Annotated in this window: 27 protein-coding genes; 20 read left to right on the plus strand and 7 right to left on the minus strand. The window is 43.5% G+C overall.

The window, feature by feature from the left end:
- The first annotated feature begins 22 nt into the window (after positions 1–22).
- The 10 genes from JMX83_RS00705 to JMX83_RS00750 all read left to right on the plus strand — a co-directional run bounded on the left by JMX83_RS00705 (position 23) and on the right by JMX83_RS00750 (position 9,131).
- A complete protein-coding gene (locus JMX83_RS00705; RefSeq protein ID WP_201598095.1) occupies positions 23–271 on the plus strand; it encodes a hypothetical protein in 249 nt (82 codons plus the stop codon).
- A gap of 54 nt (positions 272–325) precedes the next feature.
- The gene (locus JMX83_RS00710; protein WP_201598104.1) at positions 326–1,141 is read left to right on the plus strand and encodes a thioesterase family protein; all 816 of its coding nucleotides are present in this window, start codon (positions 326–328) and stop codon (positions 1,139–1,141) included.
- A gap of 462 nt (positions 1,142–1,603) precedes the next feature.
- Positions 1,604–3,565 (plus strand): molecular chaperone HtpG, encoded by a 1,962-nt coding sequence (htpG, locus tag JMX83_RS00715; protein WP_201598106.1) that lies wholly within the window; start codon positions 1,604–1,606, stop codon positions 3,563–3,565.
- Positions 3,566–3,882: 317 nt separating this feature from the next.
- The gene (locus tag JMX83_RS00720) at positions 3,883–5,364 is read left to right on the plus strand and encodes a C13 family peptidase (protein ID WP_201598109.1); all 1,482 of its coding nucleotides are present in this window, start codon (positions 3,883–3,885) and stop codon (positions 5,362–5,364) included.
- A gap of 98 nt (positions 5,365–5,462) precedes the next feature.
- Positions 5,463–6,353 (plus strand): S-formylglutathione hydrolase, encoded by an 891-nt coding sequence (gene fghA / locus JMX83_RS00725; RefSeq protein ID WP_201598112.1) that lies wholly within the window; start codon positions 5,463–5,465, stop codon positions 6,351–6,353.
- Positions 6,354–6,582: 229 nt separating this feature from the next.
- Positions 6,583–6,864 carry a TIGR03643 family protein gene (locus tag JMX83_RS15400; RefSeq protein WP_343828960.1) on the plus strand — a complete coding sequence of 94 codons (282 nt, stop codon included), beginning with the start codon at positions 6,583–6,585 and terminating at the stop codon, positions 6,862–6,864.
- Between the two features lie 112 nt (positions 6,865–6,976).
- On the plus strand, positions 6,977–7,666 hold the full coding sequence (gene rpe, locus JMX83_RS00735; RefSeq protein WP_201598118.1) for a ribulose-phosphate 3-epimerase: 690 nt from the start codon (positions 6,977–6,979) through the stop codon (positions 7,664–7,666).
- Positions 7,667–7,771: 105 nt separating this feature from the next.
- Positions 7,772–8,167 (plus strand): hypothetical protein, encoded by a 396-nt coding sequence (locus JMX83_RS00740; protein ID WP_406947608.1) that lies wholly within the window; start codon positions 7,772–7,774, stop codon positions 8,165–8,167.
- A gap of 119 nt (positions 8,168–8,286) precedes the next feature.
- Positions 8,287–8,598 carry a hypothetical protein gene (locus JMX83_RS00745; RefSeq protein WP_058024609.1) on the plus strand — a complete coding sequence of 104 codons (312 nt, stop codon included), beginning with the start codon at positions 8,287–8,289 and terminating at the stop codon, positions 8,596–8,598.
- A gap of 221 nt (positions 8,599–8,819) precedes the next feature.
- Positions 8,820–9,131 carry a hypothetical protein gene (locus JMX83_RS00750; RefSeq protein ID WP_101205798.1) on the plus strand — a complete coding sequence of 104 codons (312 nt, stop codon included), beginning with the start codon at positions 8,820–8,822 and terminating at the stop codon, positions 9,129–9,131.
- Positions 9,132–9,242: 111 nt separating this feature from the next.
- On the opposite strand, the gene rpmG is transcribed toward JMX83_RS00750, so the two are convergent.
- Positions 9,243–9,398 carry a 50S ribosomal protein L33 gene (gene rpmG / locus JMX83_RS00755; protein WP_010201403.1) on the minus strand — a complete coding sequence of 52 codons (156 nt, stop codon included), beginning with the start codon at positions 9,396–9,398 and terminating at the stop codon, positions 9,243–9,245.
- Between the two features lie 128 nt (positions 9,399–9,526).
- Entirely contained in the window at positions 9,527–9,763 is a 237-nt protein-coding gene (rpmB, locus tag JMX83_RS00760; protein WP_057761372.1) for a 50S ribosomal protein L28, read from the minus strand.
- 484 nt (positions 9,764–10,247) lie between these two features.
- Between rpmB and JMX83_RS00765 the strand changes: the two genes are divergently transcribed.
- The 3 genes from JMX83_RS00765 to purU all read left to right on the plus strand — a co-directional run bounded on the left by JMX83_RS00765 (position 10,248) and on the right by purU (position 14,399).
- Entirely contained in the window at positions 10,248–12,557 is a 2,310-nt protein-coding gene (locus tag JMX83_RS00765) for an Ig-like domain-containing protein (protein WP_201598120.1), read from the plus strand.
- 108 nt (positions 12,558–12,665) lie between these two features.
- Positions 12,666–13,310 (plus strand): IS1595 family transposase, encoded by a 645-nt coding sequence (locus JMX83_RS00770; protein WP_201598123.1) that lies wholly within the window; start codon positions 12,666–12,668, stop codon positions 13,308–13,310.
- 168 nt (positions 13,311–13,478) lie between these two features.
- Entirely contained in the window at positions 13,479–14,399 is a 921-nt protein-coding gene (gene purU / locus JMX83_RS00775; RefSeq protein ID WP_227675650.1) for a formyltetrahydrofolate deformylase, read from the plus strand.
- A gap of 85 nt (positions 14,400–14,484) precedes the next feature.
- Here the strand turns inward: purU and JMX83_RS00780 are convergent, their stop codons facing one another.
- A complete protein-coding gene (locus tag JMX83_RS00780) occupies positions 14,485–15,276 on the minus strand; it encodes a cytochrome C assembly family protein (protein WP_201598129.1) in 792 nt (263 codons plus the stop codon).
- A 464-nt stretch (positions 15,277–15,740) separates the two neighbouring features.
- On the opposite strand from JMX83_RS00780, the gene ffh reads away from it, so the two are divergent.
- The 6 genes from ffh (at position 15,741) to JMX83_RS00810 (ending at position 22,014) form a co-directional block, all read left to right on the plus strand.
- A complete protein-coding gene (gene ffh, locus JMX83_RS00785; RefSeq protein WP_201598130.1) occupies positions 15,741–17,282 on the plus strand; it encodes a signal recognition particle protein in 1,542 nt (513 codons plus the stop codon).
- 267 nt (positions 17,283–17,549) lie between these two features.
- Positions 17,550–18,251, plus strand: coding sequence for a tRNA (adenosine(37)-N6)-threonylcarbamoyltransferase complex dimerization subunit type 1 TsaB (gene tsaB, locus JMX83_RS00790; protein ID WP_201598205.1), 702 nt, complete (start codon positions 17,550–17,552; stop codon positions 18,249–18,251).
- Between the two features lie 85 nt (positions 18,252–18,336).
- On the plus strand, positions 18,337–19,179 hold the full coding sequence (locus JMX83_RS00795; protein ID WP_201598132.1) for an undecaprenyl-diphosphate phosphatase: 843 nt from the start codon (positions 18,337–18,339) through the stop codon (positions 19,177–19,179).
- A gap of 60 nt (positions 19,180–19,239) precedes the next feature.
- Positions 19,240–20,139 carry a class I SAM-dependent methyltransferase gene (locus tag JMX83_RS00800; RefSeq protein WP_201598135.1) on the plus strand — a complete coding sequence of 300 codons (900 nt, stop codon included), beginning with the start codon at positions 19,240–19,242 and terminating at the stop codon, positions 20,137–20,139.
- A 290-nt stretch (positions 20,140–20,429) separates the two neighbouring features.
- Positions 20,430–21,347: a 4-hydroxybenzoate octaprenyltransferase gene (ubiA, locus tag JMX83_RS00805; RefSeq protein WP_201598207.1), complete on the plus strand. Its 918-nt coding sequence runs from the start codon at positions 20,430–20,432 to the stop codon at positions 21,345–21,347.
- Positions 21,340–22,014, plus strand: a complete 675-nt coding sequence (locus JMX83_RS00810; protein ID WP_201598138.1) for a DUF4112 domain-containing protein — start codon at positions 21,340–21,342, stop codon at positions 22,012–22,014. Before ubiA ends, JMX83_RS00810 begins: the two co-directional genes overlap by 8 nt.
- A gap of 142 nt (positions 22,015–22,156) precedes the next feature.
- On the opposite strand, the gene JMX83_RS00815 is transcribed toward JMX83_RS00810, so the two are convergent.
- The 3 genes from JMX83_RS00815 to JMX83_RS00825 all read right to left on the minus strand — a co-directional run bounded on the left by JMX83_RS00815 (position 22,157) and on the right by JMX83_RS00825 (position 23,947).
- A complete protein-coding gene (locus tag JMX83_RS00815; RefSeq protein WP_227675651.1) occupies positions 22,157–22,789 on the minus strand; it encodes a hypothetical protein in 633 nt (210 codons plus the stop codon).
- Positions 22,790–22,871: 82 nt separating this feature from the next.
- Complete coding sequence (locus tag JMX83_RS00820) at positions 22,872–23,306, minus strand: secondary thiamine-phosphate synthase enzyme YjbQ (protein ID WP_201598140.1); 435 nt, start codon at positions 23,304–23,306, stop codon at positions 22,872–22,874.
- An 8-nt stretch (positions 23,307–23,314) separates the two neighbouring features.
- Positions 23,315–23,947: a hypothetical protein gene (locus tag JMX83_RS00825; protein ID WP_201598142.1), complete on the minus strand. Its 633-nt coding sequence runs from the start codon at positions 23,945–23,947 to the stop codon at positions 23,315–23,317.
- 149 nt (positions 23,948–24,096) lie between these two features.
- Between JMX83_RS00825 and yiaA the strand changes: the two genes are divergently transcribed.
- Positions 24,097–24,654: an inner membrane protein YiaA gene (gene yiaA / locus JMX83_RS00830; protein ID WP_201598144.1), complete on the plus strand. Its 558-nt coding sequence runs from the start codon at positions 24,097–24,099 to the stop codon at positions 24,652–24,654.
- A gap of 194 nt (positions 24,655–24,848) precedes the next feature.
- Here yiaA and mnmC read toward each other — a convergent pair whose 3' ends face one another.
- On the minus strand, positions 24,849–26,921 hold the full coding sequence (mnmC, locus tag JMX83_RS00835; protein ID WP_201598146.1) for an FAD-dependent 5-carboxymethylaminomethyl-2-thiouridine(34) oxidoreductase MnmC: 2,073 nt from the start codon (positions 26,919–26,921) through the stop codon (positions 24,849–24,851).
- Positions 26,922–26,984: the final 63 nt, after the last annotated feature.

Raw genomic sequence — 26,984 nt, forward strand, 5'->3', positions numbered from 1 at the left:
TCATTTATATGGATAAGCTCGCATGAAAGAACCAAAAGCCAGATTTGTATTGGCAGAAGCCACGCTCGCTGAAGTGAACAAGCAACTGAAACTCAATATGCTCGTCATGGTAGCAGTGGTCTTTGTACTGTTTATGAATATGATGAAGTTTATGGCAGAAAAAAGCGTTCTTTACGCTGTACTCGCAGTCATAATGATTTGCTTACTGTTCTTCATACAAAAAGCTCGCGGTATTCTTATGCTAAGAAAACAAGAGCTTACCCATAAATAGAAAGTACAAACATAAATAAAAAATACAGGTGAAAGTGCCAAATATAGGATAGTTATGACTGCTTATTACAAATTTATTAAACGCGAACAGCCAGAGGACGGCGTCAGTGTGGCGCATTACCAGCCAACCAAGCATGCACAAGGCGCTTGGAATGAGCACGAGCAGCATATGGCACCAGCTACAGGTCTTCTGACAGCTGAGATTAATAACTTTGCGCCGCAAGCCAATACCCGTATAGCTCGTGTCAGTCTTGATATTTTGGGCCTGATACCGCTCGATGACTTTACCATCACTACTCGCTGTATCCGACCAGGTAAGACTATTGAATTGATTGAAGCAGTTATGAGTAGCCGAGGCCGTGATGCCATCATTGCAAGAGCATGGCGACTGATTACGCAAGATACCAGCGAGATTGCCGGACTTGAAGATCAACCAGCAAAATACAAACCTGAAGAGTTGCCCGTTTGGGAAGACATGAAAGGCTGGCCGGGCGGCTTTATCGAGAGCGTACGTTTGGTGGCGACAGAGGATCGTCGTCCCGGACGCGGCATGGTATGGATTACCAATGATTTTGATATGGTGGAAGGCGAGCTGACTGATGACTTGGTGCATCTATTAGGTATGGTCGATACTGCCAATGGTGTTGTACCAAGATTGGGTCTTGGGTTGTCTAAGTTAGAATGGATGTTCCCCAATACGGATTTGCAAATCCATATGCATCGCTTCCCAAAAGGTCGCTGGCTCGGTATCGAAGCCGTACAACAATATGGCGATGATGGTATTGGGTTGACCAGTGCAGTATTGCACGATGTATACGGGCCGTTCGGTCGTAGTGAACAAATTCTCACCATTCGCCCGATGCCACGTTAAAAAAGAAAGAATCAACTATCTAGTGATTTTGGAAAACGAAACGATATCTTATAATCAATTAATTATACAAATATTGGAGAAATGGTTTTAATAGTAACTAATAAGAAGATATTACCAACCAGACGATATCAATCGACATAGAGGTTACTATGAAAGCACATACTCAATTTTCAAAAAAATTAACAACTATTTGGGAGTTATTGATAGAGATTTATTCAGAATAGCGGTTAGCTTTCGTTCTTACGCTAAAAAATGATCGATACCAGAACACCACCTTGATAAACAAGCGCGGTGTTTTTTATTGAATAGGGCTTTTGAGCTTGAATTTTTTCTCAATGCCCCTATTAGTATAGACAGTTTAACGGTATCACATACGGCAGGTTCTCTAACATTATGTGAGCATCTTTAGTGAGTATATCGTTATCTGATAATAGGTCTTTCATAGAATTTAAAGGAGTTTTTATGAGTGAAGCAACTCAAGCTGAAGGTCTGAATCCAGAATTAAAAAAACATACGTTTGAAGCGGAAGTGGCGCAGTTGCTGCATTTGGTCACGCATTCACTATATTCTAATGCGGATATTTTTGTCCGTGAGCTCGTCTCTAACGCGTCGGATGCTTGCGATAAGTTGCGCTTTGAAGCTACCAATGATGACAGCCTTTATGAAGATGATGGCGAATTAAAAATCCGCATTGCTGTCGATGAGGAAGCTAAAACCATTACCTTTACCGACAACGGTATTGGTATGAATGAAGCCGATGCCATCGAAAACTTGGGTACGATTGCTAAGTCAGGCACCAAAGCATTTTTGGATAAATTGTCTGAATCACAAAAACAAGACGGTCAACTGATTGGCCAGTTCGGTGTTGGTTTCTACTCTGGTTTTATCGTCGCTGATACCATCAGTGTTGAATCGCGCAAAGCGGGTGAGCCTGCTGATAAAGGCGTGCGCTGGGTATCAGATGGTACTGGTAGCTTTACTGTTGAGCCTATTACCAAAGACACACGCGGTACGGCGATTACTTTGCACCTAAAAGAAGAATATAGCGAGGGCGAAGATAACTACCTAGATCGCAGCAAAATCAAGCGCTTGGTTAATAAATACTCTGACCATATCAGCTTGCCCATTCAGATGCGTAAAGAGATCTGGCAAGAAGACGTAAAAGAAGACGAAAACGATGACACGCCTGCTGGTGGCGAAATGGTACTCACTGATGAGTGGGAAACCATCAACAAAGCCAGTGCACTATGGACTCGCTCTAGCTCTGAAATTGAAGATGATGAGTATGTCGATTTTTATAAGAATATCTCTTATGACATGGATGGGCCGCTTACTTGGACGCATAACCGTGTCGAGGGCCGTGTACAGTACACGCAGCTACTATACATCCCTAAAAAAGCACCAATGGATCTATACACTCGCGAGCAGCAGCATGGTCTAAAGCTGTATGTGAAGCGCGTCTTTATCATGGATGAAGCTGAGCAGCTGCTACCGATGTATTTGCGTTTTGTGAAAGGGGTCATCGATTCAGCAGACTTGCCATTGAACGTGAGCCGTGAGCTACTACAAGAGTCACGTGATGTAAAATCTATTCGTGATGGTAACGCTCGCCGTATCTTGACTTTGCTGGCCAGCCTTGCCAATAGCGAAGACAGTGATAAGCAAGAGAAATTTGCGCAGTTCTATGCAGAGTTCGGCGATGTCATCAAAGAGGGTCTAGGTGAGGACGCCGGTAATAAAGAACGTATTGCTAAGCTATTGCGTTATGCTACCAGTACCCAAGATGGCCTTGAGACCAGCTTTGAAGATTATAAAGGCCGAATGAAAGATGGCCAAAAAGCGATCTACTACCTCACCGCTGATAATCTAGCTGCAGCAAAAAACAGCCCGCAACTTGAGCTGTTTAAGAAAAAAGGCATCGAAGTTATTTTGATGACCAGCCGTGTTGATGAATGGGCAATGAATTTCTTAACCTCATTTGATGACACACCGCTACAAAATATCGCAAAAGGCGCGGTAGATTTGGGCGACTTGCAAGACGAAGCAGAAAAAGCCGAAGCAGAGAAGGCCGAAGAAACTTTAAAGCCTATCGTTGATAAGCTTAAAACTGCGTTAGGTGAGCGTGCTAAAGATGTCAAAGTCTCAACGCGTTTGGTTGATAGCCCTGCTTGCTTAGTCGTTGGTGAAGGCGAGCTATCACCGCAAATGATTCAGATGCTACAGCAAATGGGTCAAGATGTGCCAGCAAGTAAGCCCACGCTAGAGGTCAATCCTGATCATCCATTAATTAAGAAGCTTGAGAGCAGCGAGCAGTTTGATGATTTGGCGCAAGTCATTTTTGATCAAGCATTGTTAGCCGATGGCGGTCAGTTAGAAGATCCAGCCGCTTATCTAAAGCGCGTTAATGAGCTATTGATGAGATAATGTCTGGTAATTGATGTAAAAGGAGGTCTTGTCTGCAAGGCCTCCTTTTTTATTGAGGTTTATGGTCATATTTGAATGAATTTTACAAATCATCCTTATCCTCTTGACCGACAATCCGTTACAATCGCGATAGATTAGCGAGCTAAACTATTAGGCAGTGCTAGTCATCTTCGATAAACATTCCATCGTGAATTCAATATAAATAGATGTCTACAGCCGTGAAAAAATCGTAAGTCGATTACATCAAACGGCGACGACATCATGATAGTTATCATTGGGTCATTTTATTTTTCTCGACTGGCTAGAGGTCTAAGTCTTTGTCACTTACGTCGTTAAAAACCGTATCGCTCCAGCGTTTTTCGCTTAATTTCGCTGCCAACATTATCGCAACTTTGTGGATGTTGGTGGGTTCAACTCGGGCGTTTTCTTGGGTAAAGCCCACTTTTATACAGTTTGCTGTATTTGCCTTATTGGCACTTGGTAGTAACGTCCTATTTTCGTGGTTAGCGGCTGAAAGTAGCAGCACGTTCAATGAGCAAGGCTTGGTCAGTTATTTGATCTGGCCGATGATTATTTTATTAAGTGGTATTATCTTGGCACGGCGAGCGAGCAATCAGACACTGGTTTTTGTGCCTGTTGTTCTTTGGTTGGTTGCTGATACCTTATCTGCATTATTGCAGAGTTTGGTACAGTTTTTTGGTAGCTATGGCTGGTTACCTGAGTGGAGTTACTCGTTTTTACCCATACTATTTTTGGTATTGTTTTTATGGCAGACGCTTGCTTTGCTATGGATTTTTTCTCGTCGCCTGCGCATACCATGGTGGGAGCGAATTATTATCCTAGTTGGTGCTGTGGCATTGTTGACGATCTGGCAGCGCAATGTCGCTGATCAGCCTATATTTAAGCAAATTCCAGTAGAGCCTGTGTTGGAAGAGGCGGCACTATATGAGCAGCCCCGTTTATTACAGCAAGCATTAAATAGTATAGACCCAAGTATCGATGGCAAAACCGACTGGTACTTTATGGGTGTGGCAGGGTTCTCTGGTCAAAACGTCTTTCGTTCTGAGATCAATAAAGTACGTGAGCTGTTTGATGTACGCTTTGGGACCAGCGGGCACTCGTTGTCTTTAATTAACAATACGTATAGCTGGATGGACGAGCCAATTGCGACCAAAACCAGCATTTTACGCGGCTTAAAGAAAATCGGTCAGCAGATGAATGCTGACGAAGATGTGTTGTTTTTGACGTTGTCTTCACATGGTAACGAGGATATCGTTCAGTTAGCGAATCCGCCAATCGCGATGGACAATCTAGATGCTGCATGGCTTCGTGAAGCGCTGGATGCTTCGGGTATTCGCTGGCGCGTGATCGTAGTGTCTGCTTGTTATTCGGGATCATTCATCGATGAACTGGCGTCTCCGACCACAGTGGTGATAACGGCATCAGCCGCTGACAAAGCATCGTTTGGCTGTACCAATACGGCTGAGATGACGTATTTTGGTCAAGCATTTTTTGCTGAAAGTTTGCGAGGAAATACCAGTTTTGAGTCCGCTTTCAAGGATGCTCGTATACGTGTCAATGAGCGTGAGAGCGCAATGGGATTTGAGCCATCAGAGCCGCAGATGGTAATCGGCAGTTTAATGGAAACCGCCTTACCTGCGTTTGAGCAAGTGCTGTTTGATAAAGCGCGTCCTTCAGTTGCAAGTATTACGAATAATGCTGCTTCTACGACCGTTAATGTTTTACCTGAAACTAATACTAATCTATCGGTAGGCGAAGTAGATACAGCTGCCGAATAAATATGAGAAATGATCTAGTAACTGACAAATGCTAGTATCAAATAACGAGCACTTATTAAACGCTATCGTTGGTTTTTTGAATAAAAAGGATATCACTCATGCAGAATTCTTATAGTCATAGTTTGTCTAACAATAAGCAGCTTACGCAAAAAAGTGTGAATCGCTGTTTTAATGGTGAGCAGCATTATTATAGCCATGAATCAAAAGCCACCCAGTCCCCAATGACGTTCAGCATTTATTTGCCTGATGAAGCTTTGGCTGGGAGACGTTGTCCTGCGATATTATATCTATCGGGTTTGACGTGTAACGCGGACAATGTGACGCATAAAGGGCACTTTCAACAAAAATGTAGTGAGCTTGGTATTATTTTTATTGCCCCTGATACTTCTCCACGTAGCCATGCTGATATCGATGTGGCTGATGATGAGCGCTATTTTGTTGGTCAAGGTGCAGGTTATTATGTAGATGCCACTCAAGCACCATGGGCGCAGCATTTCAATATGGAAACCTACATCGTTGATGAGTTGTATGATTTGCTACGTGCAGAGTTCCCAATTATCAATATGGGTATCATGGGACACTCAATGGGCGGACACGGGTCATTGTTATTAGGCTTCAAACACCCCAGTAAGTTTATTAGTGTCTCAGCCATGTCGCCTGTGTGTGCAGCCAGTGAGTCGTCATGGGGGCAACAAGCGTATACCGAGTATTTCGGCGACGACAAAGCCCTATGGGAACATTTTGATGCCTCAAAAATCGTTGCACGCGCAGGCCAGCAGTATGTCAGTATTTTGGTGGATCAAGGCGGTGCTGATGAATTTTTCTTAGAGGGCCACCTGCAGACGTCAAAACTCCAAGAGGCCTGCGAAAAAGCCAAGCAACCATTGACACTACGTTATCACGCTGGACATGATCACAGCTATTATTTTATACAAAGCATGATGAGCGATCATATCGAGCATCATTGGCATATGGCTCAACTGAGTTAAGATACCGTGCGGACAACCGTGATACATTTTTAACGATCTCATTCATGCTCAACAGGTGATTTTTATGGCAAGTTATCAAGATTTGACAGCTTCTAACTCAAAGAATAAGTCAGCAGATACTAGCGCTACAAAGGCTACTATGCAGGCTGATATGGATGCCGCTTTGGCAAAAAAACAACGTAATACGACTGATAATGATCAATTATCTCAGATTAAGTCAGACGAGCTGATTGCAAAAACCGTCAATGATACGGGCGATAGAGTACTTGATGAGGTACAAATATCTCGCGTGATAGAAATGGCGTGGGAAGATAGAACGCCATTCGGTGCGATAGAGCATAGCTATGGTCTCGATGAGACTGCGGTTATCAAACTCATGCGCCAAGAGCTAAAGCCGTCATCGTTTCGCTTATGGCGTCAGCGCGTGAGTAATCGCGCTACCAAGCATGAGGCAAAGCGCTCTTTTGAAGTTGGCCGTGCTTATTGTAAGACCCAATACAAGCAGCGCTAAACAACTAAGTATTTAACATCAATATGTCAAAGGCTCGCAGCATATGTGAGCCGATTAGAATTTTTTTTAATCTATCCATATCTTATACAAACATGAATTAGGTAGCCCAATTATGAACAGTCCTGCTAAACCTTACCTTATTGCCCCATCGATCCTTTCAGCTGATTTCGCGCGGTTGGGCGAAGAAGTAGAGAAGGTACTAGAGTCGGGTGCTGATGTGATTCATTTTGATGTGATGGACAACCATTACGTACCCAATCTGACGTTTGGTAGCATGATTTGTAAGGCATTGCGTGACTATGGTGTTGAAGCGCCAATTGATGTGCATCTAATGGTATCACCTGTCGATAGTATGATTGAGCAGTTTTTGGAAGCAGGGGCTAGTATCATTACCTTTCATCCAGAGGCCAGCGCTCATATCGATCGCTCACTTCAACTTATCAAAGATGGCGGCGCAGAGTGCGGTTTGGTATTGAACCCAGCGACCCCATTACATTATCTTGATTACGTCATGGATAAAGTAGATCAGATTTTATTGATGAGTGTGAATCCTGGCTATGGTGGACAGTCGTTTATCGATAGTACTTTAGATAAAGTCCGTCAGGTACGTCAGCGTATCATTACTAGTGGTCGAGACATTCGATTGGAAGTTGATGGTGGTGTCAAAGCCAGTAATATCCGTGCGATTGCTGAAGCAGGGGCTGACATGTTTGTCGCGGGTTCTGCGATTTTTAATCAAGAAGATTATAAAGCGGCTATTGATGAGATGCGAGCAGAGTTAGCATTAGCCAACAACAGCTAGCAAGTGTTGGATGGTTAATAAAACGCTATTAGCCATCCAACAATACTATTAAAATGTGCTGTATAACTTATGACTATATAACGGTCAGTCACGTAAAGGTGAAATATGGACACAAAAAATTCTAGCAGTTCGGCAGAGCCTTCTGAGCAAGCAAACTCTCATGAAGCGTTGAATCAGCAGGTTAGGCAGTCAAGAAGTGGAACACCGCAACGTAGCTTGGTGCCGAAAGGTATTACCATTGGCATGGCTATGTTTGCACTGGTACTGAGCTTGGCAGGTTATGGCTTTCGTTTGATGGTGGGTGATGATGTCGGAACAGTGCTGCGCCATGCTGCGGTCATTGTGCCTGCATTTATGTTAGGTATTCCGCTATTTTTTTGGGTGGGTTCTCGCATACTCAATAAAGTCAAAGGCCTGCATATCGAGAGTTGGAATGCCATTAGTTTGGGCTATTTGACCTCTTGTATATTGATGCTATGGCTGATGGGTACTTATAGTTAAATGCTTTAGCACAAAGATAATATCTATTCATAAATATAGCGTCGTAATATTTTTATAAGCTATTTTCTATACCTTTTTAATCGTTAAGCCTTGCTTTGCAAGCATGGCTGGAATTTTATATGCGAATTGTACCGGCCAGTATTGCCAAAATTATCTATCCAAAAGATTTACCAAATGGCTTATTTACCAGCTTAATTATCGCGTGTTTGTTAATGGGGCTCGCTTCACTGCGTAACGGGACGGATCTACAGGGTTGGCTCAATGTGATTGAGAACTGGCTGCTGATGTTATTGATACTTCCGACTGCAACGGCGACTGTTGCTCTGCCTTTTAAATACCGCGATCCCACCCTTGAGCTAAAGCTGGTCTATTACCTTGGGATGTTCGTTGCTTTCTTATTTACGTTAGCGAAACTGCGCTATTGGCGCTAATGTGTCCTTATTGCAAGGCATTCAAGTTTGTTTTTATAGTGAAGACTTATGTGATAGCCCTTGAATTCTAGTGTTAAAGCGTCCATTGTATGAGTAAGACAGATTTACCCGCGTTACTGTAAGATGATAGATTTGCCGAATGAGTTTGTTTTCAATCAATAACTGCTTTGCAATGACTAGTTTCTCTACCAGTACTAAACGGGATAATAAGGAACATATTAATGCCATATGATATCGATAATGATATAGAAGTAGACAACGAAAGTAGCGATCAGTTTGCAGGATTTGCCAAAGAAACCACGTTAGAGTTGGTGGAAGCAGATGATGGCAGGTTGTTGTTGCGTGATGCCGAGCAAGACGAAGCGCCGCTGATGACGATTGATTTCTCCGATAAGCTCAAAGAACTACTTGGTAGTGATACTCAGGCGATTGGTCAACATATGATTCATGCTGCGATTCAGGTCATTATGCAAAAGCAGATGAGTAAGTGGCATGCGCATGTGTATGATAAAGAACCAACGCACTACAGTTGATCTTTAGTGTATTAGCGAGCTGAAGATAGCTAAATATACAAGCATGAAAAAAGGGTTTATCAATTGATAAACCCTTTTTTTGTTCAAATAATATCATTCATAAAATGAAGATTATTTGATTTTAGCTTCTTTAAAAATCACGTGCTGGCGTACTTTTGGATCAAACTTTTTGATTTCCATTTTGCCAGGCATAGTGCGCTTGTTTTTAGTAGTGGTGTAGTAATACCCAGTACCAGCTGTTGATACTAATTTAATTTTATCTCTCATGATAGCTTTCCTGTAAATGAGGGGTCTTCAAACGATAGGTATGTGTCTAGAAGAATAAGTCGCTACCTATAATGTAGCAAAACAGCAGCCTAAATGATGAGAGTCATCACTCAGCTGCTATTTTTAACTTAAACTTTTTGACCTTGTGCGCGTAGATCCGCTAACACTTTATCGATACCAAGTTTGTCAATGATGCGCATACCTTTGGTAGACACACGTAGACGTACAAAGCGGTTTTCAGACTCTACCCAAAAACGATGGTTGTGAAGGTTTGGTAGAAAGCGACGACGGGTTTTGTTGTTTGCATGCGAAACATTATTACCCACCATAGGGCGCTTTCCAGTCACTTGGCAAACTCGAGACATGGCGAACTCCTAATCTATGAGGTATGAGTTTTTCTCATACCAGTCTGGGCAAGTTGCACGTTTTTGCGGCATGGACACAGCAAGCGGCAGCTTTGCACCAAACAAAACTATATGAAGGTTGAGCTGGTTTTGCTGTTATCTAAAGGCAAATAACAGGCTGACCAATTCAGAAAATTTTAAAGCCGACATTTATACCATAAAACAGATGAATACTCAAATATTTTTACAATAACTGTCGAATTAAAGGAGGGCTATTATACCCTGAAATGAGCGCGCTATGTTGTTGATTGTTTAATAGTAAAGATTAATTTTTAGTTGTAAGTTATAACAAAAGTCAGTAAAGTTGCTGTTATATATTTAATACAATCTGTTAATACATCGGTATCACTGTAAATCTAAGTATCATTACCAATCTTATTTAATTCTGTGTAATGGTTTTCTGCCTTTTTGCTTCATAAATCACTGCTCATGCGGAGTCAAAAACATGTCATATCCCTCGCTACCTACTTCTAAATTGTTTCAACTGACAGCGCTAACTTTATCATTGGCCTTGGCGGGTTGTGGTGGTGGGGGCACAGATACGGTTGCGCCAGAGCCTGATACTGGCGTGCAACTACCTGGTACGGATAATGGTGGCGGTACAGAAGTTCCAGTGGGTGCTTTAAATATTAGTAGTAGTCAATTGGTAGATGCAGACAATAACCCAATAAATGCTATTGGTCTAGAAGGGGCTTACTACGAAGTTTTAGTAACTGACGATAATAGTGAGCCTGTTATTGGTGCTAGAGTGAGCTTTTCAATCGATGCCGAAGGCATTGCTTTGTCACAAACAACATCAGGATCTACTCTAACGAACAGTGATGGCGAAGCTCGTATATTTTTAAAGCCTAATGCTCCTGATGTTTCGGGCGCTTATATTATTACTGCGAATGCGAGTAATGGTAATAATACCGCGATTGATAACCTGACTTTTTCAGTGCAGGCGACTAATGTGAGTTTGAGTGCGTTACAGGTTACTGACTCACAACTGAATGCAGGTGGACAGACAGCTGTATCTTTAAAAACCACTGATACAAATGGTAACGCCATCAGCGGTGTGCTGGTTAACCTAAATGCTGCTTGTGGTCAGCTACCTGAGCAGGTCACTTCTGATGAAAATGGTATGATAAATTTTGTGTACAAAGCCATTAACATCGATAACACTTTATGTAGTGGTGCCGTGCGAATCTCAGCCAATACCGGTAATGTTACTCAATCGGCTAGTATTTCTATACAGGCTCCTGAAGCGACTTCCATTGTCTATACAGCTAATGATCTAACGCTAGGTATTCAAAATAGTGGCTCCTCAGCAACAGGCGCAGTTGAGTTTACTGTATTTTCAAATAGAACGCCGCTTGCCAACGCCGATGTAACTTTGTCCTTGGAGAAATCTCCGTTAGGGCTAACTTTTGGTGTACTTGGCAATACATCTAATATACCTGCTACTACTGATAGTAATGGTGTTGTATCAGTTAATATTTATCCAGGCACAACGCCTGGACCCGTAGAAATAAAAGCTACTTTGGATAGTGATCCTCGCATCAATGCCCTATCAAAAAATATCTCTATTGCAAGTTCAAGGGTGACTCAGACGGGCCTTAGCCTATCATGGGAAAAGAATGTTTTGGATTGGTCTTTAGATGGCGATACTAGTAATATTACAGCGCGTATGGTCGATCGTAATGGCAATGCAGTACCTGATGGTACGGTCATTAACTTTACTGCCGAAGGTGGCAAGGTAACTTCAAGCTGTCCAACTAGCAATGGTGTATGTTCGGTCACTTTCTCAACGCAAAATCCACGTCCAGGTGATGGGCGTGTGAGCATTCTAGCGGTAGCGGAAGGTGAAAAAGAGTATATTGATTTGAATCAAAATAACGCTTGGGACAAAGATACCGATATTTTAGTTCATAATATTGGAGATACTTTCCGTGATGACAATGAAAACGGCACTTATCAACTTGGTGAGTTTACTTATCCGTTAACGACGAGTGCTAGCGAGTCATGTGATAATAACCTTGATCGATATATTAATCTTAAGTTTCCATCGTTATCTGATTTGAAAAGAATGCAGTATAAGGCAAATTACATTGGTGAGTTTGTCTCGCCAAATAAAGTTAATACCTGTAATAACGATTTGGATGCTGTAGTACGTTATCAGGGTATTACTTTGCTTGCTGATAAGGATGCTAGATTCACGATAATCGCTCCCCAACTCAATGCGCAAACGCAAGAAGTCTATGCTAATAACAGCCTGATTTCGATAAGAATGAATAGTGATGGTTTTTATGATCTAAACCCTATGCCTTCTGGCACTACGATTAGTGCTACGGCTACTGATAACACTGATTCTGATTCGATTAATATTGATGTGAGTCCATCTGGTCGAGCTAATACTTATGATATTTTATTTAGCGGTGTAGGGTCTGGACGCATTCTAAAATTCACTCTTGATGGAAACACATATACAGCTACAGAAAATAATAATGGCACATATGTTTTTGAAGATTTAGAAAGAGATACTCCACCAACGTCTGATGACATTCAGGTAGAGAGCGAAAATGGTTCTTGTTCAGCTGAGATTCGCTCTGGTGTAGAAAAAGTACCTGCTAACGTTGCTACTGGTAGTCCTGGAGATAATTTGGGAACTGTTACTACATTCAAGTTGAAAGACTGTTCAGTTGGTGATGAGTTTACAGTAATAGCGACTACTCCAAATGGTAATGTGACAAGACTTACTTACCCAATTCGCTAAGGTATATTTCAAATAAAACCCCCAATCTTACATTGGGGGTTCTTGCGTTATATCTCCCTGAATATATAAAGGGGCTGTAGTAGATAAGCACTATGCTAGACTACTTTTATGAAGATAACCCATTGTAAACTCAGTAAAAAAGTACAGCGAAGGCTGTTAGAGTTTTTCACAGCTGAAGTGACTGCTAGAACAGCCGCAGATTTGCTTGATATTCAGCCTAATACTGCTGCACTTTTTTATCATAAAATAAGACTTGTGATAGATCATCATCTCTCATTAGAAGCTGATGAGCTTTTTGATGGTGAGGTCGAATTAGATGAAAGTTACTTTGGCGGCGTACGCAAAGGCAAAAGAGGTCGCGGAGCTGCTGGTAAAACAGCCGTGTTTGGTATCCTAAAACGAAATGGTAAGGTTTATACCATTGTCGTAGCAGACACCAAACAAACCACCCTAATGCCTGTCATCAAGCGTAAAATCAAGCCTGACAGCTTTGTTTATACGGATAGCTATCGAAGTTACAATGCACTGGATGTGAGCGAGTTTAAACATTTCAGAGTCAATCACTCTATAGAGTTCACTTGCGGTAAAAACAATCACATCAACGGCATTGAGAACTTTTGGAACCAGTCTAAACGAACACTCAGAAAGTATAATGGGATTAATAAGAAAAACTTCCATTTATTTTTAAAAGAATGTGAGTTTAGATTTAACTATGGCTCACTATCTAATCAGCTGAAAACCTTGAAAAAATAGTATGATATTTAATCCTTATCTACTACAGCCCCTATATAAATCATCCTAAATAACCAAAAACAACCAACTCGCTCAGCAAAGCATTGCAAAAAAGATTAAAATAACCGGTTTACTCCGCTGCCAGCAATTTTTCAGCGATAAGTCATCATTTTTTATATTGGGCGAATTATGTCAGACAACACTAAAACGGTTTCATTATCGACCATAGCTTCTCAGAATAAACAGATTCCTAGCGCCATCGATACAGCGACATTGCTCATCAAATGCAAAGATCAGGCGGGTATCGTACAGGCGGTATCTGAATTTATTCATCGCTATGGCGCGAATATCATCACCTTGGATCAGTACTCCACCGCGCATGAGGGCGGGCAGTACTTTATGCGTTTGGAATTTGCGTTGGCAGGCTTGAGCGATATCATCGATAATTTTGAAGCCAGCTTTGCGCATACTGTGGCTAAGCGCCATAACATGGATTGGCGTCTGCATAACAATGCGACCAAGACCAAAGTGGGTATTTTGGTCTCAAAGTTTGATCATGCATTGTTAGATTTATTATGGCGACATCAGCGTGGCTTGCTAGATTGCGAGATTACTTGTGTGGTCAGTAACCATCCTGACTTACAGCAAGCGGTCGAAAATTTTGGTATCACCTTTCACCATGTGCCCGTGACCAAAGAGAATAAGGTAGAAGCAGAAGAGCAAATTCATAAGCTGATGGCAGGAAATGACTTGCTGGTGTTGGCGCGCTATATGCAGATTCTATCGTCTGATTTTGTGAAGCGTTGGCCGATGCAAGTAATCAACATTCATCATTCGTTCTTGCCTGCGTTTGTGGGTGCAGATCCATACCGTCAAGCTTATGATAAAGGCGTCAAGCTCATTGGGGCAACTGCGCACTATGTCACAGCGGAGCTTGATCAAGGCCCTATCATTGAGCAGGATGTACACCGTGTGACCCATCGCCAAGGGGTAACAGAATTACGGGCGATTGGGCGCGATATCGAGCGCAATGTCTTGGCTCGTGCTGTCAATTGGCATGTGCAAAACCGTGTGATTGTGGCAGGTAACAAGACCGTGGTTTTTAACTAGTAAAATTCCGTAAGAAACCAGTTCAAAAGTAAAAAAGGCGGTCAGTAGCAACAGTTACTGTCCGCCTTTTTTATGATGTGATATTTTATATCAGCATTTCCAAAACAAACTTGCTACCCACAAAGCCAATCGCTAACAGAACAAAGGCATAAATAGTGATATTCGCCGCACGTTTGCCTCGCCATCCTGCACGCCAATTGCCAAGCAGCAACGTACCAAATAACAACCACGACAGCAGACTAAATACCGTCTTGTGTACGATATGCTGTGCCATCAAATCTTCGACATAGATAAACCCGATACCCAGTGCGATACTAAGCAGCACAAAGCCTACCAAGAGCATATCGAATAATAGACTCTCCATACTTTGTAATGAGGGTAATTTATTGACCCAAAAGCGGTGAATGGTATGATGCTTGAGCTCGCGAATTTGTAGACGCAAAAATAGCGCTTGTACTGCCGCCATCAACAGCACACAATAGGCCGCTAACGATAATAGGATATGAGCTTCAAGACCGACACTGACGTCAGTAAGCGGTTGATAGGGTGCGCGGCCAATATAGCCGACGGTCATACCTATTAGTGCAGTAGGCGCAGCCAAAATACCAAGGCTCAGAATAGGGCGGTACAAACAAAACAGCAGATAAAAGAATAAGAAAAACAAACTGGTCAGGCTAATGATATTGAACAAATTGAAATTCAGACCATAAAGCGTCACAACATATGGATAGAGTAAGGTCGCATGTGCGGCCATCCCTACCAATAAAAGCCCCAAACTGACGCCTTTATGAATAGGTTTGTCCTGAATCAGCGCCCAACCAATGTGGAGGCTGACTAAGACATAAGCCATGCTAGCAAGTAAGAATGCAAGGTGCACAGATAAAAAGCCTCATCTTATACTGAGCGTAAACTGCCGCTCAATGTGTCGCTAAAATAGTATTATCAGAATGATTAGAATAATCGTCCAATTTATCATAAAATGGGTGCCAGTTGAGTACCATCTTGATTATTCCTTATAAATGTTTGCCAAGGCTGCAACGAGCAAAATATAAAATCAGTCGCTTATAAATAGTCACTGACAAGAAATTACTGATAAGAAATCATTATAAAGATAAGAACTGAGTCTTTTGCAAAACCACTATAAGTTTTGAGCCATGTTGATGCTATAGTATTGATAATATGATTTTTTATACATTTCTTATCAGAGAAACCCCAGTATTTGATAGTCCATCCTAATAGTATTGATGAACCATTTGAATGGTTTGATTCGCCACCATTTTATTGAAAGTTATTTTAATTGCGTATTATTTAATTGAAAACCATTTTAATTGAGAGTTATTTATGTTTGATACCTTAACAGAACGCTTATCGTCCAGCCTACGTAATATCGTCGGTACGGGGCAGTTGACCGAAGACAATATCAAAGACACCCTGCGTGAAGTACGTATGGCACTGTTAGAAGCTGACGTAGCACTGCCTGTCACTCGTGATTTCGTCAAACGCGTGAAAGAGCAAGCGCTGGGTGCTGAAGTGCTCAAAGAGCTAGCCCCAGGTCAAGCCTTTGTCAAAATCGTGCACGATGAGCTGACCGAAATGATGGGCAGCGCCAATCAGCAGTTAGAGATGACAGGCAAACCGCCCGTTGTCTATTTACTAGCAGGTTTGCAAGGTGCGGGTAAAACGACCACAGCTGGTAAATTGGCCAAATATCTACAAGAACGCCAAAAGAAAAAAGTCATGCTGGTATCGGCCGACGTCTACCGTCCAGCGGCTATCAAACAGCTTGAGCAAGTCGCCGGTCAGGTGAATGCTAAGTTTGTGAACTCAAGCACGGATGAAAATCCGATTGATATCGCAAAGCGTGCGATTGAAGAAGCCAAAATCCAGTATCAAGATATCCTGATTATTGATACCGCGGGTCGTCTACATATCGACGATACCATGATGGATGAGATTAAGGCGCTAACGGCTGCGGTTAACCCATCTGAGACGCTATTCGTCGTCGATGCAATGACGGGTCAAGATGCCGCCAATACCGCAAAAGCCTTTAATGATGCGTTGCCATTGACGGGTGTTATCTTAACCAAGACTGACGGCGATGCACGAGGCGGCGCGGCGCTGTCTGTACGTGCTATCACCGGCAAGCCAATTAAGTTCTTGGGTCGCGGTGAAAAACTCGACGAGTTAGAGCTGTTCCACCCTGAGCGTATTGCCCAGCGTATCCTTGGTATGGGCGACGTACTGAGTTTGGTCGAAGAAGTTGAGCAGAAAATTGACCGTGATAAAGCCGAAAAAATGGCGAAAAAGATGCAAAAAGGCGGTGATTTCGACCTTGAGGATCTGTTGACTCAGTTCCAGCAGATGAAAAGTATGGGCGGCATGGCAGGCTTTTTAGATAAAATGCCTGGTATGGGCGGCTCAGACATGCAAAAAGCCGTTGAGGACGCCAAACCAGAAGAGAAAGTACGTGAGATGGAAGCATTGATCAACTCAATGACGCCATTTGAGCGTAAAAACCCTGATAAAATTAACCCAAGTCGTAAGCGCCGTATCGCTGCAGGCTCAGGGCGTGAGATTCAAGATGTTAACCGCTTGCTCAAACAGCATAAGCAAATGGCAAAGATGATGAAAATGATCTCAAAGCCTGAAGGTATCAGTAAAATGATGAAGTCTATGCAAGGCCTCATGGGTGGCGGCAGCGCGGGCGGTGGCGGCGGTCCATTGTTTGGCGGCGGTCAGCAAGGCACTAAAGACGTGAATCCAGAACAAATGGCTAAGCAAATGGGACTGGATCCGAACAATATGCCAAGCACCGAAGAGATGCAAAAGCAGATGCAAGAAATGCAAAACCAAGCACCAAAGAAGTTTAAAACACGCTTCTAATACATCGTGATGTATACTGAAAGTATTTTATATAGGCCCTAAAGCTACCTAAGCTTTAGGGTTTTTTATGGTTAGCTATGAATGAGTACAGATGAATAAAGTATGGAAAACGTAGAAATTCATAAAATTCAGTTAGCCTAAATGCTATGATAGGCGCTGCTTCACTCTGTCTAGATTATTACAGGACATGAATGATAGATCGTTATAAAAAATTAGTAAAATCTGATAAATCAATTTAGAACGCCAAAAGTAAAAGCCGAGGTTGTGATGTTTTTAGCAATGGATACCGTGTTCGATCAGTGTTCGATCGCGATTTTAGATTCGAGCGGACAGATACTGTCGAGCCATACCGAAACAGGCAAGCGTCAGCAGACTCAGCAGATTTTACCGATGATTGATGCGGCACTATCTGATGCGCAGTTACGTCTTGCTGATATACAGGCTCTAATATTTAATCGCGGGCCGGGTGCATTTAGCGGTATCCGCATTAATACGGCAGTGGTGCAAGCGTTGTCTGTCGCGCATGACTTGCCTTGCGTTGGCGTCTCAAGCCTACAAGCGATTGCACAATCTGCGTATCAGCAGTACGGACTGAAACACCTATACAGCGCCCTTGATGCTCGTATGCAGCAAGTCTATTTCGGACAGTATAAGTTATCCGTAGATGATCAGTCAGGTCAGGGCATCATGCAGCCAGTATTAGATGATCGTAGCGACAGTACAGAACAGCTACTAGATTATGATAGTAAAACAGCACTGAATCTCCCTATCACGGGGAATGGCGCGATGCTATTAGCACGACATGATCAGCAAGTGTGCCATGAAGACGTTTGGCCAGACGCTGTTATCATCGGGCAGCTTGGTGTTGCCCAATTTGCAAACGATGGTGGTACGGAGGCAGCGCAAGCATTACCAAAATATCTACGCAATCAAGCTTGGAAAACGCTCAAAGAACAAGGTAAAGCATAGCTTTTGAGTATCTTTTAAGCATTAATCAATATAAAACCAACGTTAATATAGGACAGCCAATCGGCCTGTTTTTAGGAAAGTCATTGTGGATATACTGTTATTCGTTCAAGCTGTCATCATGGGTATCGTGGAAGGTATCACTGAGTTTTTACCTATCTCTAGCACGGGATATTTGATTCTATCAGCAGATGTGATGGGATTTTGGACCAAAGAAAAAGTCGATTTGTTTGTGGTCGTGGTACAGCTTGGTGCTATTTTGGCAGTGATATATGACTATTGGGGCAGACTGTGGCAGGCGTTAATGGGTCTCATAACAGGCAAAGCAGAAGGTATGAGCAATCCTAGGCAGCTGGGACTCAGTCTCATTGTCGCGACCATTCCTGTGATGATTGTCGGTTTTACCTTTGCTGATGAAATCAAAGCGTATTTATTCAACCCTATCGTCGTTGCTATTATGCTCATCATCGGCGGTCTGCTCATATTCTATGTGGAAAAACGCCCTAAAACCATCATTGCAAAAGAAGCAGAAGATGTCAGTATAAAAACGGCCCTAATGATTGGTCTGTTTCAATGTCTGGCTTTGATACCTGGGACATCGCGTTCAGGAGCCACTATTATTGGGGCACTATGGCTTGGGGTCTCACGCAAGGCATCTGCTGAGTTCTCATTCTTTTTGGGCATTCCTGTCATTGTAGGCGCGGCATTATTAGATCTGCTCAAACACGGTGATGTACTGAGCAATCGTGAAGACTGGTTGGTATTAGGTGTTGGGACCATCGTATCATTTGTCGTCGCGCTTCTTTGTATTCGCCTACTTGTGGCGTGGGTGAGTCGCCGTGACTTTACCATTTTTGCTTGGTTACGCATTATTACGGGTGTTATCGTGTTGGTTGCGGCTTGGGGCTTTGGTTACCAAATGGCGGGCTAAATTTGTACGATGGCTTGTAATGCTATAGGTAAAAAGTGAGTAGTAAAAAGGATGATAGTTATGACAGCGCTGCATCACACAGATAATAAGTCAGGTGACCTTGTACAGTGCCAGTTGTTCTATGTGAATGACAACCAACAAGCTCAGATTGAGCGCCTACAGTCATTAATAGCTGAGCACAAATTACCAATCGTCCTAAAGACTGAGCTCTCCACAGAGAAATTAACACAAAAACGTCGCCAGCAACTGAGCCAAACATCCTCTCAACCTATTTTGCTGCTTGATGAAAAAGATAAGCTATCATGGCTTAGTGATGGACTGAGCGTGTCACCAGAGTGGGATAAGCTGCAACGCCGCGTGGTGAGTGCTGGTCGTAAGTCGGAGCTATTACTGCAAGCAGCAAAGATTACCGCAGATAGCTGTGTTATCGATGCCACTGCTGGCTTTGGCCATGATAGTTTGATATTGGCCAGTACTGGCGCACAAGTCGTTATGCTTGAGCAGCAGCCGTTGATGGCATTGCTGTTACTTGCAGAGCAGCAGCGTATGAGTACATACCCAAATTGGCAAAAGCTTATGGGGCGTCTACAGATTATTAATGCCGATGCGCTCAGTTATTTTGCGAGCCTAAAAGCTGACGATATATCGAATGATGCCAATGCAGTCGATGTAGTGTATTTGGACCCCATGTTTCCAGAGGATAGCTATCAAGATAGTAAGACAGGCAAAGGCGCAAAAGTCGGTAAGCACATGCAAGCGCTGCATCAATTGGCTCGTCCACCAACGCTAGATGAAGAGTGCCAACTGCTCAATAGCGCCAAGGCAATTGTGAGTCGAAGCGCGCAAGGACAAGGCCGTGTGGTTGTGAAGCGTCCGCAATTTGCGCCATTACTTGCCGATGAGCCGGCTAGTGAAAGCTGGCATAATGAAGCCGTGCGCTTTGATGGGTATTTTGTTTAACTAAGACTATTGTTCAATAGGCAATTTGCTGAATGGCTTAACATTACCGCCTTTAATGTTACAGGGTTTAATATTAAAGCAGCAGCCATCAAAGTACTTAGCATTCAAGTGCTTAGAATTAAGATACTTAGTATTAAAGTACCTAAAAGCACTTAACATGAACATCAAAGTACTCGACACAAAGACATTACATCAATAGTGCTTTATTACCATTCAAGCTTTAGTCGACGCAGATCAATCAAAGCGACAAGCATAGAGACCATCATACTATGACACAAACCAGCTCCTCCATGACGCTCAAGGACAAGCTTTACGCTTATATGCAGCTGACACGCTTTGATAAGCCAGTGGGTATTGAGCTATTGCTGTGGCCAACGTTATGGGGCGTGATGTTAGCAGCGATGGGGCAGGCGCAGCAGCAAGGAATGGCAGCAGGCTTGCCAAGCCTCAAGATATTTGTGATATTTGCGCTTGGGGCGATTTTTATGCGCGCCGCTGGCTGTGCGATTAATGATTTTGCCGATCGTAAAGTAGATGGTCATGTGACTCGCACCAAAGGCCGACCATTAGCAGATGGACGTCTGTCTGGCAAAGAAGCCATTGCTGCATTTTTGGTACTGGTATTACTCAGTGCCAGTTTGCTGCTTTTCTTACCCATAGCTGTATTTTATTGGTCGCTTGGTGCTGTTGTCTTGGCCTTTATTTATCCATTTATGAAACGCTATACCCATCTACCGCAAGTGTTTTTGGCAGCGGCGTTTGGGTGGGCCATACCGATGTCTTATGTGGCGGTGCAGGGCGCTCCCGATATTTGGTGCTGGCTATTGTTCTTTGCTTATATGTGCTGGACGGTGGCCTATGATACGCAGTACGCGATGGCCGACCGCGAAGATGATCTCAAGATTGGTGTCAAATCAACAGCAATATTATTTGGCCGCTATGATGTGATTATTATCTCAATTCTGCAAATGCTATTTTTGCTGATGATGGGCGCGGCTATATGGCATTACTTTGCACCGACGACGCTAGGAGTGACACCCGTATTCGGATTGGCATTGGTGGCGATGATGTTTGCTAAACAAAACAGCGCGTGTGCCAGTCGCAATGCACAGGCTTGCTTTCAGGCATTCTTAGCCAATATCTGGGTAGGACGCTATGTTTTTGCGCTCATTGCAATTGCTTGTATATGGACGACTCTAAATGGATAAATTTAAGAAGTTACCGAGATTCAAAGCAAAGCGACCATCAAACGCTAGTGAGTCAGGCGTCGACTATCAGGCAAAACTTGCTGAGCATGGACTGACACGCGAGCAAGTCATTGCCACTGAGCGTAAGCTGGCAAAGTTTGCTAATACAATGGATTCTCTTGTCCGCGTGCCTTTTACCAAGCAAGGCATGGGTGCGGATGCGGCGCTCTCTACCATTCCTCTCGCAGGGGATGTCGCAGGACTGATATTGACGAGCTATGCTTTTATACTGGGTCGTCAGTTGGGTGTTCCTGCCGATAAAATGACACCCGCTGTTAGACTGGCGCTGATTGATATGGTGGTCGGTATTGTACCGGGTATTGGAACATTGCTAGATATTTTTATTCGCCCTAGCCGCAAGACATTGAGTATCGTACACGAGCATTTGCACGATGAGTATGGCATTACCGAAACGATGCATATGGATCGGCCTTTTTTGCATCAATCACTAGAAGACAAGCAGCAAGGCCGCTTTGGTGACTTTTGGCGAAATCCTATAGTGGCTTGGCTGTACTTGCATATCCCTGACATGTTGGGAATCATCGTGATTGTATTTGTTGGCTGGGGGATATGGACGGCGATAAGTTGGTTGGTCGGACTTTTTGGTCAATCGACTGGGTTTGGTTAAATAAAATCATCTACCAGAAAGTTAAGTAAATACGAGTGAGTAGAGACCAGTAAATAGAGATAAAAAAAGCGGCAACGATAGTAACGTTTGCCGCTTTTTTTTGGTTTTAAATACCGAGTTAGATAAAGTACATGTTTAGGTTTTATTCAGTGACGACTTCTGCTTCAGCACTGACCGCATCAAAGCTAGTGACTTTATTGTTTTGGATAAGATCAATGGTACCGCCACCTGCATGACTCACCAGTTGGACGTTACCGTCAGCTGAGCGATAAGTGGGATTGTTACCTTGACCTTCTGGTGCGCTGAGTGTCATTTTTGGCTGGTTGGGTCGAGTGACGATAGCATTGAGCAACCCTGCTGCTGACGTTTCAAAAACGACCGATAAGATGTCGCCTGCTTCGCTTTTGTAGCGCACATCAGTGATTTGTGCGCCTTTGATCGCCTGTTCTGGGTTGGGCGCTGTACCAGTATTACTTGGTGCAGCGACAGTGCCTCCAAGATCTTGCTCTAGTTCAGTCAAACTCACATCGCGCTCTGAATCAATATCAGTCTGCGCTACATTTTGAGTGTCATCTGCATTGCTGTTTTCAGCTTTATCTACATTGATATTTGTGGTGACTGGCGTGGTCTGTGTTGGTGTTTCGGTAGGTGCTTCAGGTTCTGGCGTTTCTTGACAGGCAGTCAGCAGAAATAAACTCAAAAAAACAGCAGAAGTCTTGAGACAGTTAACCTTAGCGTTTGTTGAGCTTGGCAATTTTGAGACGAAAGTGGTCATAATCAGGTTTATCCGTTAATAGCGCGCTATATAGATGTGGCAATTTGCAAGGGTCAACCTGCCAGTTAATGACCCTATATTATTATGTATTGACCGTAATAACCAGCTTGCGCTGTCCGCCATATCCAGTCACGTCTTTATGCTCACACAAGTAAACCCCTTGCCACATGCCTAAACCCAATGCACCATCAATCAGCGGAATGGTTAAACTGACGCCTAGCATCATACTTTTAAAATGAGCCGGCAAGTCATCTGACCCTTCTATTGTATGGCGGTACTCTGGCTGATCGGCTGGGGCGATTTTATTGAGCCAGTCTTCAGTATCTAGTCTGACGTCTGGGTCAGCATTTTCATTAATTGTGAGACTGGCTGAGGTGTGTAGCAAGAACAAATGGACCAGCCCTGCTTTGTTAGAGTGCGGTATCAGCTGAGCAATGGCCGCTTCGATAATCGGGGTGATGATATGAATACCACGGGCATAAGTAGGTAGGGTAATGGTGGTTTGATGGTAGCTCATTTGTTGTCTCACTTAATTTTTAAACTGTCAGCGGCCATGCCACTTTCTTTATAGACATCATCTAGATATCGGCGGCTGGCAAGTAGCTTGTCCACAACACCACTCTGGCTTTGGGTATTGAGCTTTTGCGCAAAATCTAAAATCGAGGTTAACTGCTCAAGCACCATATCATAGCTGGTATTTTGTTTATCCGTATCAATTAGGACGGTTTTTGCATAGTGCGTATCAAGGCTTAGATAGTCAGTAATCAGCTCTGGCACTCGAGTCGCGATAAGCTTATTGAGCGTAAATAACTGTGATTCAGTAATCTGCTCGTGATGGGTAGACTCATATTGTTGGCCGATCGCGTCCATAGTGGCTCGAAACGTGTGCGGGACTTGCTCATCATAGAGCAATTTTACAAATGGATGATGCGCTGAAAAATGAATGACGTTCAGACCGTGGCTTGTTTCATTATTTGTCTTTTCTTTTGATGCCATTTGCGTTTGAGAGTGGTCAGCCTTCAGACTTGCCGCTGTCAAATACTCCTGATGACGCTGCGCCATATCCATTTGCGACTGCTTAGATTTTTCTTTCATCACAAAAAATATAGGCACAATAAGGATGAGGCTAAGCAAAATGAGTAAGGTAAAAAAAGACATGTTAGGACTCTGTCGTTAAAAATGCTATTTATTTAAAAGATAATTTTTAGCTTACAATATAGCATGGTTGTGTTATTTTAAGGCGAAACAAAGGTCGATAAAATACTTATCTGATCACAGGGTTTATCTACTTCTAATTGAGGATAATAATGAATAATGACACGATTACCAAGAGTCAGCTCGCCGCTTATAAGCCGACTACCGCTTACGTGGGCACGTCTTGGGCCGTTATGTTGGTCGGTGTCCTTGCGTATTTACTGGGACTATGGAATGCTCAAAGTATGTTGTTAAATGAGAAGGGCTATTATATCGCGGTACTGGCGCTTGGTCTGTACTCGGCCATCAGTCTACAAAAAACGCTACGTGATCGTAGTGAGGGTATTCCAACGACCAATATGTACTACTTCATTAGCTGGGCTGCGCTTGGTTTGTCCATTGCGCTTATCGCCCTTGGTCTTATGAATGCAGGCAGTCTCAGCCTGAGCGAAAAAGGGTTTTATATGATGGCGTTTACCATGAGTTTGTTTGCTGCGGTCACCATTCAAAAAAACACCCGTGATGAAGCGCAGATTCGAACCCTAACAGCATCATCAACTGGCATTGATAACGACAGTAGCGCGAAAATTTCTCATCAAACGCCACGCGAGCCTGAGGCTGGCAAGTCATTGTTTGGTGCGGTTAAGTCAAGAATGGAGAGTGGTGAATAAAGGCTATTTGGCGATAAATCACCTAGGGCGTGTCATCATTTAGATAGCGAGGCTTAAAATGAGATAAATTGCAGTCAAACAAGGAAAAAATTGCAGAGAAAATAGGTATATTCGCAAAATTTTTGACGATGTTTAACAAGATTTAGCCAGTTTAAGACCGCTAAATGATTTAATGGGCTAATTGATGACACGCCCTAAGTCAATGGCGTCTGTAGACGTGTACGCTGCGGCGATAGACGTGCAAGCATCGCTGTTGATAGCGGCGCAAATGATCCTAGCATCATACCTGCTAATGCTTCAGCACAGATGGGTGCCAACGCATAGCCTTTTGCGCCCATCGCACTCATGGTCCATATACGCTGACTGTTGGTTAGTTGCCCAACGATGGGATGATAGTCAGGCGTTTGGGTGCGAATACCAGCGCGCCCTTGCCACAAGCTCGTATCGACCGGCACGACGGTTTCCATCTCAGGAATGGCAGTAACGAGCTTGTCTCGGCTGATTTGATGTTCCTCATCTCTTATATCAGTATCGGTATCATTACGAATAAAACTTGCACCAAGTAACAAATACGGCTCGCCCGCAACCAACGTATTTAGATCATCATCACCTGTCTGTGCGTTAAATAGCGCACAGTAACCGCTATATTTAAGTGGTATTTTGGGTAGATGTGCGAGTTGTTCTACATCAGGTGTAAACCAAGACAGCTGCCCACGAATCTTACGGCAATCAAATATCCGCTTATCCAATTGATGACTCTCAAACGCGGCGCAAATGACGACATTATCGGCAAAGACAGAAACCATTTCCTTATGTTGATTACTGCCCTCAATAAACACCTGAGCGTCAGTTTCATTGATTTTATCAACGTTTAATTGCTGAAAGCGAATGAGCGGGTGCGCTAGTATGATGTCTTTCAATGCTTGCGGGTTGACCAAACCAGACTCAGGCAGGTATAAATTCTCTGATAAGTCTTGTGCTTGCAACCCACTAATATTTTGTGCCTGTTCAACGGGTAGGGTAGTCGCCATCTCATCAGGGTATTCGGTAATTTGCTCGGTGCCAATATTGGCTTTTATCAGTAAATCAAGCGCACCAGTCGGTTCAAGTATTGGCGCTGTATTGAGCTTTATGGCTTTTTGATTAAGGTCTCGATATAGCCTGCTGCTATAGAGATAGCCGATGGTGTGCAAATGCTCGTCAACGTGGTGAATAGGCGTCATTTTGGGCGCAAGCAAGGCTCGAGGGTTGCCTGAAGCCCCTGCTAAAGGCGCTGATTTATCCAATAAGGTCACGGTAATCCCGCGATTGGCAAGCGACCAAGCCGTTAGCAATCCTGAGACGCCTGCACCAATGATGGCAGTGTGATTAAAGGTGCTATCTGTTGTTATCTGCTTCGCATCGTGGCTTTCGTTATCACAACTTTTATTATCACTAGTAACGTCAATATGGTCTGTATCGGTCATGATGGCGGTGAGCATTTCTCGCTTGCGACCAAACCCTTTTACCTTTTTGATGTCAAAGCCATGTTCCTTGAGCCCGCGCTTGACGATGCCTGCACAGCTATAAGTAGCGGCGGTCGTATGCGTATGCGATAGGCGCTGCATCTGTGCAAAGATACTGTCAGCCCACAATGTACTGTTGCAAGACGGCGCAAAGCCATCCAAAAACCACGCATTGATATGAGGCTGAGGCGCAGACTGCTGAGGGTGACCTATTGCCAGTTTGCTAAGACTCTGGGCTGCATCACCAAGCCATATATCGACCGTCAGATTATCATAAGAGAAATCCAAACGATGACAGCCTGCGATAAGAGGCGGATACGCTGCCAAAAGTGGCTCAATCAACGTTACAAGCTCAGGCGCACGTTGACCCCATAGGGCAAGTATGTGCGTCAGATCTGCAAGTGGTATGGGAAATTTTTCAGTGGTAATGAAATGTAGGCGAGCATCTGCCAGTTGTGGGTGGGTGTCGCGCAGCTGTCGCCATAACTGCCACGTCGCTAAGAGGTTAAGCCCAGTACCAAAACCCAATTCCGCAATCGTAAAACATTGCTGTGGTGCAAGGCGCATTAAGCGATCAGGCAGCTGATTGTGCTCTAAAAACACATGACGTGTCTCTGCCAGGCCATCCGCATGCGAGAAGTACACATCCCCAAACTCACCGGATACTGGCACCATATTGCCAGTATCATCCATTTGCCAGTCAACCTTAGCAGGTGTGATAATCTTTAATGGTTCAGCGTTTGTGTGATGAGCGATAGACATGGGAACTTCTTAGCAGGATGATTTACTATAATAAAAATGTTCTGGATGACAGAATCAAGTTCA

Origin of the sequence: Psychrobacter piscatorii (assembly GCF_904846415.1) — a bacterium.
Lineage (GTDB): Bacteria > Pseudomonadota > Gammaproteobacteria > Pseudomonadales > Moraxellaceae > Psychrobacter > Psychrobacter piscatorii.